We start from the raw sequence: 11,832 nt of genomic DNA on the forward strand, positions 1-11,832 counted from the left end.
TTATTTTGATGATTTCATCATCATGATGATACCAATAAAAATCAATAATGAGCCAATATACCCAGTGGCACTTAACACATCACCAAAAACTATTAACGCCAATAGTGTGGCGAATAATGGGTCGCTGGTTTCAATAATCTGAACCTTGCTTGCCTCGCCATATTCAATGGCTTTGGTGGTCAAGTAAAATCCCCCAATGGTTGGTAATAGCACAAGGCAAATAATCATCAGCCACGCCATGCCGTTTGGTAAATAAAAATCCCAAAAATAAGGCACTGACAGATAAAGACTGCCAAAAGCAAATAACCAAAAAAGCTGGGCGACACCACCACCGACTTTTAATAACTTTGAGATGAATATAAATAACGCATAGCCAAGACCACCAAGCAACGCCAAAATAAAGCCCAGATAACCGCCATGCACATCGCTTTCAAATAACAGCAAACAACAGACGCCAGCCATGATACTAAAAAACGCTGCTACTTTATTGAGGGTGAGCCGTTCTTTTAAAAAAACCGATAAAAAGACCGTTACCCCGCCTGCTGCATAAGTTAAAAACGACACCAAAGGGATAGAAGCGTGATAAAATGCCCAAGTTTCAAAGAAATACAGGCAAAAAATCCCCAAAAATCCCAATAAAGCAAATTGATACCAGTGCTTTGAATGGCGTATGATTTCTTGCTTTGTCTGTCGATTGCCAAAACCAATCAAACATATGATTAAAAAAGCAAGAAAGCATTTCCAAAAAGCCAAGGCAACAGGGGATAATTTATCATCAAACTCAAAGGCAAGTCTGGTAAATATGCCAATAGACCCATTGATAATCGCTGCCAAAAGAGCAAAAATTTCTGGTCTTACCAATGCCTTCACATCAATCCCCAACGCCCTATCCATTAACTCTTTGGCTTAGCTGGCATTAAATCTTCATTGACGCATTTTGGCAAACTTATAGGCTTAGCGTTCGCTCGCCTCGTGCAATGCCAATCACGCCACTTCGCACCACTTCCAAGATTTTATCTCGACCAATCACATCGATAAAACCGTCCAATTTGGCAGCATCGCCTGTGATGAGAATGGTATAGATATTTGGACCGACATCAACGATTTGGGCACGGAAAATATCAGCACTGCGTTTGATTTCTTCACGACCTGACCCTGTGGCTCGCACTTTGACCAGCATAAGTTCACGCTCGATTTGCTTGCCATCGCTCAGCTCTGATAGATTTTGTACTTTTACCACCTCAATCAGCTTATGCAGCTGCTTGGTGATTTGCTCGATTTTATCATTGGTGGTGATGGTGGTCAAAGTCAATCGAGAAATGGTTGGGTCATCAGTGGCTGCCACATTCAGCGTGTCAATGTTATAGCCCCTTTGAGAAAATAGACCAACCACACGAGACAGCGAACCTGCTTCATTTTCCATCAAAACAGAAATCAAATGTTTATGTTGTTGATTTGCCATTAGGTACGCTCCCCTTTTGATAGCCACATATCACGCATTGACTGTCCTGCTACTTGCATTGGATAGACATGCTCTCCTTTATCCACATACACATCGATGAACACCAAGCCGTCCATTGCCAACGCTTCTTTTAGCTCCTCCTCCATCGTATCAGGATTGGTAATCTTAACACCTTTATGCCCATAACTTTCAGCAAGTTTGACAAAATCAGGCAGTGATTTCATATAACTTTGGGCATGACGACCTTCATACAGCATATCTTGCCACTGTTTGACCATGCCAAGCTGAGCATTGTTTAGGTTTAGGATTTTGACAGGCAAATTGTACTGCAAGCAGGTTGATAACTCTTGGATATTCATCTGAATCGAACCCTCGCCCGTGATACACACCACGGTTTTTTCAGGGCGAGCCAGTTTTGCCGCCATCGCATACGGCAAGCCCACACCCATCGTGCCAAGACCACCAGAATTGAGCCATTGGCGTGGTTCATCATATTTATAATACAAAGCGGCAAACATCTGGTGCTGACCAACATCTGAGGTAATGATGGCTTTACCATCTGTCAATTTGCACAAAGTCTCCACCACATGTTGTGGTTTGATGGCGTGAATTTCTTCGCCATTGCTGATATCGCCATAACGCAATCCGTGGCGTTTTCGCCATTCGTTAATCTGTTGCCACCAATCACTAAGTGCATGTTCATCGATTCGTTTCTCAATTTGGGCAAGTTGAGACAGCATCTCGGTCAAGACCAGTTTGACATCGCCAACAATCGGAATGTGTGCCGTGATGGTTTTTGAAATGCTGGCTGGGTCAACATCAATGTGAATGATGGTTGCATTGGGGCAGAATTTTTTGACATTATTGGTTACACGGTCATCAAATCTAGCACCAATCGCCAAAATCACATCAGCATGATGCATGGTCATGTTGGCTTCATAAGTGCCATGCATGCCCAACATACCAATAAACTGCTCGCCTGAGCCAGGATAAGCCCCCAGCCCCATCAGCGTATTCGTAACAGGTAGTTTGAGCATGTCTGCCAATGTGCGAAGCTCTTGGCTGGCATTGCCCAAAATCACGCCACCGCCAGAATATAGCACAGGGCGTTTGGCAGCCAATAGTGTCTCGATGGCTTTTTTGATTTGACCGCCATGACCTTTATTGGTTGGCTGATATGAACGCATATTGACGCTTTGTGGCATCACATATTCAAACTTTTCGCTTGGATTAGTCGTGTCTTTTGGAATATCCACCACCACAGGTCCAGGTCTGCCAGAGCCTGCGATATAAAATGCTTTTTTGATGACAGCTGGAATTTCAGCAGCGTGGCGAACCTGAAAACTATGCTTAACAATCGGACGAGAAATACCGACCATATCGCACTCTTGGAACGCATCATCGCCAATCAAATGCGATGGCACTTGTCCAGACAGCACCACCATCGGAATTGAATCCATATAAGCTGTGGCAATGGCAGTAACCGTATTGGTTGCACCAGGACCTGAGGTTGCCAGCACCACGCCAGTCTTGCCAGTGGTACGACTGTATGCGTCCGCCATATGCCCTGCGGCTTGCTCATGACGCACCAAAATATGCTCAATCTTATCTTGCTTAAACAACGCATCATAAATGTGCAAAACCGCACCGCCTGGATAACCAAAAATATATTCAACTTCTTGGTCAATGAGTGCCTGAACCAGCATCTCAGCACCAGACATCATGACAGTTTCGCCACGAGCTAGGCGTGCTTGGGTTTCATGAAAATGCGAAGTGGCATCTTTTGTTGGAGTGGTTTGGGTCATAAGTTACATCCTTTTTTGTCCAAATCAATCAGACAATTCACAGACGAATGGCATACCAAAATCGAAGTCAGCGACAGATGTAGCAAGGCAAGAAGCTAGAAAATCCAGCTTTGACAGGAAGTAAAAAGATGATTTTCTGTCGTCTTGCAAGCCGATAAGCTCTGGCAATGAACTGCTTTAAATCAACAAACGGTAATTTGGCGATGTCCACAGTCCAAGCGCAACATCTGATAAATGATTACGCCGACTTTGTTTTTTGATAAACCACAGATGGATTATCAACGCCAACTATCTTACCCCAAAAAACCTTTCTTGCCAAGATGTTTTGAAAAATTTTTGTAACCAAACAATTTTTTATATAAAATGGGCAAATTTAACGACTGCTTGATGGCATCTTTTGCTAAAATACACGCAACTTGACCAAAAAATTCATTCATGCACACGCCATTATCCAAATTTTTAATCACGCTTTTGCCTGCCATGCTATTTTGTCACGCTGGCAATACCGACAATCTGACCATCTACCAAAGCCTTGGAAAGTTTGGCGAGGCTCGCTATACGCAGACACCGCCCATTGGCACAGCTTTTGAACCGATGACGATTTTTTTACCCAAGCAGGCAAATCAACACGCCAATCAAGCGTTTTGTCAAAATTTAAACAAACAGCTTGCCACTCTCTCATCGGGCGGGCAAATCCATGAGATTGACGCACAAGGCAATCAAAAACTGCTCAATGCTGCCCAAATCGAACAAGCCAAACATCAAATCCGCCAAACTCTATCCGCTCAGTGCCAATCCCAATGAATCGCATTCCTGTACAACATCTGCCAGACGAAGTATCAGCAGTCAGGGCTTGGATTCATCAAAAAGCGATTGAGCTTGGATTTTCTGATTGTGGTTTTATCAGCGTACATCACCCTATTTTTGCTGAGCAAACTGCTGCCCTAAAAGCATGGCTGGACAAAGGACTTCATGGCACACTTGATTTTATGCACGACAATCACGAACTGCGTGCCAATCCACATAAGCTGGTCGATGGTGCCAAAACCATCATCAGCGTGCGTATGGACTATCTGACCAGCACACCCAAAAGACGCAGCATCGAGGATAATGAACGCCCCAATCACGCCATCATCGCTCGCTATGCTCGTGGGCGAGATTATCACAAAACATTAAGACAAAAGCTCAAACAACTTGCCAAAGCCATCGAACAAGAACTGCCCAACTGGCAACATCTTAACATCGGAGCGGACAAGCCTTTCATCTTTCGACCATTTAGTGATTCAGCTCCGATTTTTGAACGCTCGTTGGCAGAAAAAGCAGGACTTGGCTGGACAGGCAAGCATACTTTGCTCATCAATCGTCAAGGGGGTTCTTTTTTTAATCTGGGCGAGCTGTTCATCAGCTTAGACTTAGCCGAGCCTAACAAAAGCACACTCACTAAGGCTCATTGCGGTAGCTGTACTGCTTGCATTGATGTCTGCCCCACCAAAGCCATCATTGAACCCCATGTATTGGATGCAGGGGCTTGTATTTCTTATTTGACCATTGAGCATAAAGGCAGTATCGATGTCAAATATCGCAAAGCCATCGGCAATCGTATCTTTGGGTGTGATGACTGCCAGCTGATTTGCCCATGGAATCGCTATGCCAAGCTGGCTGTTGTGCCAGATTATGCACCCAGACACGGGCTTGATGACATCACTTTGTTAGATGTTTGGCAGTGGGACGAAGCCACTTTTTTAAACAACACCGAAGGGTCGCCACTAAGACGCACAGGCTATCTAAATTTACTTCGCAACACCGCCATCGCTTTGGGCAATAGTCAGCCTAATGATAAATCCAAATTAGTCCTAAGCCTACAAAATAGGCTTGGCATCAGCGAGATGCTTGATGAACATATCATCTGGGCAATCAATGAGCTAAACCATGAACAATAAAAAATCCCCAAGATAGTTTGGGGATTTTTTTGTCAATCATTAGGCAGGAATGCGAAGCACTTGACCTACATAGATTTTATCAGGGTGGCTTAGCATTGGCTTATTAGCATCAAAAATCTTCATGTATTGATTGGCATCGCCATACATTTCTTTGGAGATTTTTGATAGGTTGTCGCCCGCCTTGACTGTATAGAAACGGGATTCGTCCGCAGGAGTCTCTACTTCGATGTCATCAACCACAGTCGCCACATGCTGCACATTACCCACTGCCAATCTGGCACGCTCACGGTCTTCTTGGGTCTTGGCAACACCTGCCAAAGTGGCAGTATCTGTCTGACCATCGTAGCTGACTTTTAGACCGCTGATGTTCACATTTTGCTCTTGGATACGAGCAAGTAGTAGGTTGGCAATCTCCTGAGCGGTAGGCTCAGTAGAAGCAGGGGTTGCAGTTGGTTGCTCAGCAGGGGCTTGTTCTGATTTGTTGCGATTAAAAATCTTATCGCCAATGTCTTTGGCAAAACTAAAAATACCCATCTGTATCTCCTTTTTGGTAAATCATCTTGTAAATGCCCGATGCCCATCATCAAGCAACATCAATCATCATAAAGAAAAAATCTGCACAATCATAGATGGGTTTGATGGTAAAAATGTTATGATTTGTCGCTTTTTATCACACAATTCTACAACCAGTTATCCTTGTGTTCACTCGCTGACTGGCAAGCCCTGCCCCACCAGACGAATATCTTGAACAAAATCAAGCCCTGCCATTGCTTGCTTGGCAATATCGTATTTTTCAGGCGATACAGAAATATGAAAAACCTGCATTTGCACATCAAATCCACCAGCAAAATCCACACCAGCTTGCATAAGCTGACCAGATATTTGGTTCATGCCTTTGTCGGCAGTTGCTATACTGTATTTACTTGTCTTTAACACGGCTTGTTTTTTGAGCTTGGTGGGTAATCTAGCAAACCACGCTTGACGCTTGGGCGTGTCTGCATCTGTGAACAGCACCACGATACGATACGGCTTGTGCGTGATATACATATCGCCATAATTGGGGTCGTTATGCTGATTAAGAGCTTCGGATAAGCCAATGGCATTTTCTTGCGTGATGACAAGCTCCACATCGTACAAAGGCTGTTGCTCGACTGGATTTTTTGACAAATCCTGTGTTGCTTGCTGTGATTTTTGCCCATCTGTTGTGGTCGCATCGCCTAACAATGCTTGCTCTTGATTGCTATTGACTTGCTTGGTGTTGTTTTGGATAGTCTTACCAACATTTGCTTGGGCTGGCTCATCTGCTGGCGACTGGCAGGCAAACAACGCACAGCTGGTCGCCAATACCACAAAAGAGTTTAAACAGTATTTCATAGGTACATTAAAATTTTACCAAAGAAAAGCCATTTTAATTACTTAAAATGGCTTATGGACTAGTAAAAATCTATTAGATTTTTTTCGATACATAGTCGATGGCTTTTTGAACGGTAGTCAATTCTGCTGAATCTTCATCAGGAATGGTGATGCCAAAGCTGCTTTCAAAAGCCATAACCAGCTCAACCAAATCCAATGAATCTGCACCCAAATCGTCCATAAAAGACGCTTCGTTTTTGATTTCATCAACACTTAGACCCAATTGCTCTGCTACTGCGTCTTTTACTTTTGCTTCGATGTCGCTCATGATGTTTCCTTAAAAGTATTAGCCCTAGCATTATGCTCATGTTGGGCGTGGTAAAAATTGATGGCTGTATCATATACCATTTGCCCATGAATAGCAAGTTTTATGATACAGGTGTACACTTTTTTATAATGATAATCACAAAATACGGCTTTGTCAATGATTTTTGTAATGCCAAAAATCACATATACATACCGCCATTGACCGCAAGCACCGTGCCTGTGATGTAGCTTGCTTCATCACTTGCCAAAAATGATGCAGCAGCAGCAATCTCTTCTGGCTGACCCATGCGACCCATTGGTACAGCATCAAGCATGGAATTTAGCAAGCGTTCATCAAGCTCTTCGGTCATGTCTGTTTCGATGAAACCAGGTGCGATACAGTTGACGGTAATGCCACGAGAACCAATCTCACGAGCCAATGCACGACTAAATCCTTCCACACCAGCCTTAGTGGCAGCGTAGTTGGTCTGACCTGCATTGCCCATTTGACCAACCACCGAAGTGATGTTGATGATACGACCATAGCGAGCTTTCATCATGGCACGAATGGCTTTTTTGCTCATGCGATAAATGGCACTAAGATTGGTATCAATCACACTATCCCAGTCCTCATCTTTCATACGCATTAGCAAACCATCTTTGGTGATGCCTGCATTATTGACCAAAATATTGATACCGCCATACACGCTATCAATCTCTTCAAATAATTTATCAATGTCTTCCATGCTACAAACATCAAGCACTCGCCCAATGCCGCCAGACTCGCTCAGATATTCGCTGATGGCTTCTGCACCTTTTTCGCTGGTGGCTGTACCAATCACAAAATGCCCTTCATCGGCAAAACGCTGAGCAATCGCCTTGCCAATACCACGACTTGCACCCGTGACCAAAACAATCTTTCTACTCATACCAAATTCTCCAATTTTTCAAGTCGTGCTACTTTGTCCGTTGGCAATGCCGTTAATGGCGTGGCTTGGCGTTTTGCCAGATTTGATAAGACATTACCAGGTCCACACTCAATGATGACTTCGATTTTTTGTTCTGCCAATTTTTGCATGGTCTTTGCCCATTGTACTGGCATTGATAATTGTTCTGTCAAAGCAGTTTTAATCTCGGCAAGGTCTTGATGTGCCTTAGCGTGACGGTTTTGAATGACAGCAATCTGTGGTTTGCCAAACTGTGTTTGCGATAAAAGCTCGCCCAATTTTTCGCTGGCAGGCGTCATCAATTCGCAATGTGACGGTACAGAGACTTTAAGTGGCACAGCCTTTTTGCCCAACCCTTCTACCGCTGACAATACACTCGACACACCCAACGCCGTGCCTGCAATCACTACCTGACCTGGACTGTTAAAATTGGCAGCATTGACACTACCAACATCGCTTTTTACTTCTTCGCATAGGCTTGATACTTGCTCATCTTCCAATCCAAGCACCGCCGCCATCTGCGTATCCATGCCAGCAACTGCATCGGTCATCAAACGACCTCGCTCATGCACGAGCTTAGCAGCATCTTGTAGCGATAATGAGCCAGCCGCCACCAAAGCACTATATTCACCCAAAGAATGTCCAGCCAGATACAAAGGTTTGATGTGCTGTGCTGCCAAGATTGGCTCGATGATTCGCCAAATCGCAACACTTGCCACCAATAAAGCAGGCTGTGTATATTGGGTTAAATTCAGCTTGCTTTCATCATGCGTGATTGCCCACAAGTCAAAGCCTAACGCCTCACTTGCCTCATCAAAAGTCTCTTTCACCACAGGATAATGCTCAGCAAGCTCATCCATCATGCCAATACTTTGTGAACCCTGTCCAGGGAACACGACTGCCACTCTTTTGGCGACATCAATCATATCTTCTGCCATAAATCACCTGATGATTATTTTAAATCCGATAAAAAGCAAATAAAACTGCTCGCCATTCTATCACAAAAATAAACATTTGTTTACCTAAATTATTTGCTTTCCAAAAAATCTTCATCGCACAGACAATAAAAAAACCAAGCAACAAGGCTTGGTTTTTTGCAACAATTCAAATTAGCTGTCTTGGCTAACTTTGAATAGCTGACGACCACGGTAAAAACCGTCTTTGGTCGCGTGGTGGCGAAGGTGTTTTTCGCCAGTAGTAGAATCAATGCTTAGCTCAGCAATAGCGATATGGTCGTGTGAACGACGCATGTCACGGCGTGAGCGACTCTTGCGGTTTTGTTGAACTGCCATGATAGCTCCTAAATAACATCAGCTGGGCGAAACTGCCCATTACAAAAAACTGAAAAAGTGCGTCTTGTGTCAATGCGATTAAGCATCAATCGCCGTCCATCATCAGACCTATGCACAATAAACGCTGTATTATACGCAAAAACTTCACAAATTTCAAAGCCTAAAATGAAAAATTTACAAAACTTTTCACAATTTGCTTGAATTTTTTCACAAAGTTTACCAAAAATCAGGTCGTTTTATCAATTTTTAGGAAAGACGACCTTTTAATGCTGCCAAAGCGGCGAACGGATTATCGCTTACTTCTTCCTCGATTTCCTCACCAACATGGTCCACATACAGCTCACAATCATCGTGGCGTGGCGATAATGGCAATGCCAAAATCAATTCATCTTCTAACAAATCCTTGATGGGCAATAATCTACGCCCTTCGCCAGTCAGCACTTCATCAACCAGCACATACTCTGCACCATTGATTTTGGCAACATCATCTTCGCTCCAAAGTAAAGCCAAACGATATTCGCCAGCAACAGTGTCAGCCTGTGGTTCAAGACATCGCTGACAAGCCAGCTGAACTTCACCATCCACTTGATATTGCAGCCAAAGCACTTGCTCGGCACGATACAGACGGCAAGTCACTTGCAAAAGGCTACTTTGTATCAACTGGGCGGACAATCTACTTAATTCATCAGTCGATAGCTCGCCACGCCACTCAAAACCAATATCTGCCCATTTTTCAAACATGATATTGGCTGGCATTGTTGAATTTTCTGGATAATCGGTCATCATTCGTATCGCATTTTTAAAACATCATTATTTCATATCTTGCCCAAAATTTAAAGCAATTTTATCCATCATTAAGCAATAAATTGGCAAAATTAGCACCATTGGTTATAATAATATCTTTTTTATCATCTCAATACCCATGCAATCCGTAGATTTTCGCCATTTATCGCCCAACGCTCAAATCAATAATGCACCAGCACCGACACATCGGCAGCATTTGCTGGCTTGGCATCATTTTCATCAACACCCTGACATACTTACAGCTGTTACGCCCTTATTGCAGGATAATTTTTGTCAATATCGACAAGAGTGGCAGCAGATTAAGCAACATGACGATGAAAAAGCCTTGACTGACTGGCTGATTCGTTTATTTAACCAATTATTTGGCGATACAAAACTTGCCCAAATGCCCACCATTTTGGTGCGTGGTCACGATGAACCAGAATATTTTCCTGCAACAAGCAATCAACCTGCTCGCATTGAATTTGCACATGGATTTTTTGCCAGCTGCCTACATGAAATCAGTCATTGGTGTGTGGCAGGAAAACGCAGACGCACCTTAAATGATTTTGGCTATTGGTATGAGGCGGACGGACGCAATCAAGACACTCAACGACTTTTTGAGCAAGTAGAAATCAAGCCACAAGCCATCGAATGCTTGCTGACTTTGGCAACAGGTCGCTATTTTTATGTGTCACAAGATAATCTCAATGCCAACTTTGACACCAGTCAAAGCACCTTTGCACAAGATGTTTTTGAGCAAGCTTGCGATTATTTACATAACCCACACTCACTGCCCAGCGATGCCAAACGCCTACTTTGGTTCTTTTTAAACTTATGCCAACACCCTGATTATCAGCACACGAATTTTTGAAGGAATTATATGCAAACTCTATACATTCACCCAGAAAACCCACAGCCAAGATTGATAAAGCAAGCTGTCGAAGCCTTGCAAAATCATCAGTTGATTATCTGTCCAAATGGCCCCAATTATTGGTTGATTGCCAATCTGTCGTCCAATAAAGCACTAGAAAAGCTGACACAATTTGCCTCACAACAAATCAACAACCCACCTTGCTTGCTATGTCAAAACATCAGTCAGGCATCTGAATATGTGCAAATTGACAATCAACAACACAAAATCCTAAAAAACAACAGCAATCAATCCATGCGATTTGTTTTGCCTGCCAATAAAAACACACCCAAAAAACTCATTGACGATAAGCAAAAAAGTGTCGGTATTGCTTTTATTCAAGAGGCCATCATGCAAAACCTAGCAGATGAAGCAAACTTAGCATTGGCTGGCGTTATACTACTGATGGATAACCAAGAAGAATGCCTCATGCCTTATCAGATTGAGATGGCATTTGAACAACTAGCAGAGATTTTTATCAGCACTGATGAGCGGTCAAATCAAGCAAACACCCTAATAGATTTAACCTCAGAGGAATATACCATCGTTCATCAAGGCAAGGCAATACTAGAATAAACCAGCAGTACAAATAAAAATCCAAGTTATCATAACAAAAAACCCTGATTAAAATCAGGGTTTTTCATCATTGGATAGATTATGGGCGATCTACCAATTCTACATATGCCATAGGTGCATTATCGCCATCACGGAAACCGCACTTGATGATACGCAAGTAACCGCCTGGACGATTTTGGTAACGAGGTCCTAGTTCAGTAAATAGCTTACCAACGGTTGCCTTGTTACGAGTGCGGCTAAATGCCAAACGGCGATTAGCAACGCTATCTTCTTTTGCCAAAGTAATCAATGGCTCAGCTACACGGCGTAGCTCTTTTGCTTTTGGCAAAGTGGTTTTGATAAGTTCATGTTCAAACAATGAATTAGTCATGTTTTGGAACATGGCCTTACGATGGCTGCTGGTGCGACCCAGCTTGACTCCGCTTTTACGATGTCGCATGGTCAGTATCCTTAAA

At 43.3% G+C, this 11,832-nt stretch carries 15 protein-coding genes; 4 read left to right on the top strand and 11 right to left on the bottom strand.

Annotated elements, in window-relative coordinates:
• Genes LU297_RS03305 through LU297_RS03315 form a run of 3 tightly spaced genes read right to left on the bottom strand, consistent with a single transcriptional unit; the run spans window position 1 to window position 3,186 of the window.
• A complete protein-coding gene (locus tag LU297_RS03305) occupies window positions 1–894 on the bottom strand; it encodes a DMT family transporter (RefSeq protein ID WP_263076989.1) in 894 nt (297 codons plus the stop codon).
• 52 nt (window positions 895–946) lie between these two features.
• Window positions 947–1,462, bottom strand: a complete 516-nt coding sequence (gene ilvN, locus LU297_RS03310; RefSeq protein ID WP_263076990.1) for an acetolactate synthase small subunit — start codon at window positions 1,460–1,462, stop codon at window positions 947–949.
• Window positions 1,462–3,186, bottom strand: coding sequence for an acetolactate synthase 3 large subunit (locus LU297_RS03315; RefSeq protein ID WP_263077318.1), 1,725 nt, complete (start codon window positions 3,184–3,186; stop codon window positions 1,462–1,464). The genes ilvN and LU297_RS03315 overlap by 1 nt, the downstream gene beginning before the upstream one ends.
• Window positions 3,187–3,702: 516 nt before the next feature.
• Between LU297_RS03315 and LU297_RS03320 the strand changes: the two genes are divergently transcribed.
• Both LU297_RS03320 and queG read left to right on the top strand, forming a co-directional pair.
• Window positions 3,703–4,071 (top strand): hypothetical protein, encoded by a 369-nt coding sequence (locus tag LU297_RS03320; RefSeq protein ID WP_263076991.1) that lies wholly within the window; start codon window positions 3,703–3,705, stop codon window positions 4,069–4,071.
• Window positions 4,068–5,207, top strand: coding sequence for a tRNA epoxyqueuosine(34) reductase QueG (gene queG / locus LU297_RS03325; protein WP_263076992.1), 1,140 nt, complete (start codon window positions 4,068–4,070; stop codon window positions 5,205–5,207). The genes LU297_RS03320 and queG overlap by 4 nt, the downstream gene beginning before the upstream one ends.
• Window positions 5,208–5,246: 39 nt before the next feature.
• Here queG and lysM read toward each other — a convergent pair whose 3' ends face one another.
• The 7 genes from lysM to LU297_RS03360 form a co-directional block, all read right to left on the bottom strand.
• The gene (gene lysM / locus LU297_RS03330; RefSeq protein ID WP_263076994.1) at window positions 5,247–5,741 is read right to left on the bottom strand and encodes a peptidoglycan-binding protein LysM; all 495 of its coding nucleotides are present in this window, start codon (window positions 5,739–5,741) and stop codon (window positions 5,247–5,249) included.
• Between the two features lie 168 nt (window positions 5,742–5,909).
• Complete coding sequence (locus LU297_RS03335; protein ID WP_263076995.1) at window positions 5,910–6,581, bottom strand: hypothetical protein; 672 nt, start codon at window positions 6,579–6,581, stop codon at window positions 5,910–5,912.
• A gap of 73 nt (window positions 6,582–6,654) precedes the next feature.
• Window positions 6,655–6,888 carry an acyl carrier protein gene (gene acpP, locus LU297_RS03340; RefSeq protein WP_263076996.1) on the bottom strand — a complete coding sequence of 78 codons (234 nt, stop codon included), beginning with the start codon at window positions 6,886–6,888 and terminating at the stop codon, window positions 6,655–6,657.
• 178 nt (window positions 6,889–7,066) lie between these two features.
• Window positions 7,067–7,795 (bottom strand): 3-oxoacyl-ACP reductase FabG, encoded by a 729-nt coding sequence (gene fabG / locus LU297_RS03345; protein WP_263076997.1) that lies wholly within the window; start codon window positions 7,793–7,795, stop codon window positions 7,067–7,069.
• The gene (gene fabD, locus LU297_RS03350) at window positions 7,792–8,751 is read right to left on the bottom strand and encodes an ACP S-malonyltransferase (RefSeq protein WP_263076998.1); all 960 of its coding nucleotides are present in this window, start codon (window positions 8,749–8,751) and stop codon (window positions 7,792–7,794) included. The genes fabG and fabD overlap by 4 nt, the downstream gene beginning before the upstream one ends.
• 171 nt (window positions 8,752–8,922) lie before the next feature.
• Entirely contained in the window at window positions 8,923–9,105 is a 183-nt protein-coding gene (gene rpmF / locus LU297_RS03355; RefSeq protein ID WP_003656952.1) for a 50S ribosomal protein L32, read from the bottom strand.
• 246 nt (window positions 9,106–9,351) lie between these two features.
• A complete protein-coding gene (locus tag LU297_RS03360) occupies window positions 9,352–9,891 on the bottom strand; it encodes a YceD family protein (RefSeq protein WP_263077010.1) in 540 nt (179 codons plus the stop codon).
• Between the two features lie 136 nt (window positions 9,892–10,027).
• Here LU297_RS03360 and LU297_RS03365 point away from each other — a divergent pair, with 136 nt between their 5' ends.
• Window positions 10,028–10,762: an elongation factor P hydroxylase gene (locus LU297_RS03365; RefSeq protein WP_349773720.1), complete on the top strand. Its 735-nt coding sequence runs from the start codon at window positions 10,028–10,030 to the stop codon at window positions 10,760–10,762.
• A 9-nt stretch (window positions 10,763–10,771) separates the two neighbouring features.
• Window positions 10,772–11,377 carry a Sua5/YciO/YrdC/YwlC family protein gene (locus tag LU297_RS03370; protein WP_263077011.1) on the top strand — a complete coding sequence of 202 codons (606 nt, stop codon included), beginning with the start codon at window positions 10,772–10,774 and terminating at the stop codon, window positions 11,375–11,377.
• Window positions 11,378–11,456: 79 nt separating this feature from the next.
• On the opposite strand, the gene rplQ is transcribed toward LU297_RS03370, so the two are convergent.
• Window positions 11,457–11,816: a 50S ribosomal protein L17 gene (gene rplQ, locus LU297_RS03375; protein WP_263077012.1), complete on the bottom strand. Its 360-nt coding sequence runs from the start codon at window positions 11,814–11,816 to the stop codon at window positions 11,457–11,459.
• Window positions 11,817–11,832 lie beyond the last annotated feature (16 nt).

The organism is Moraxella nasicaprae, from assembly GCF_025643275.1.
In the GTDB taxonomy this organism is placed as follows: Bacteria; Pseudomonadota; Gammaproteobacteria; order Pseudomonadales; family Moraxellaceae; genus Moraxella; species Moraxella nasicaprae.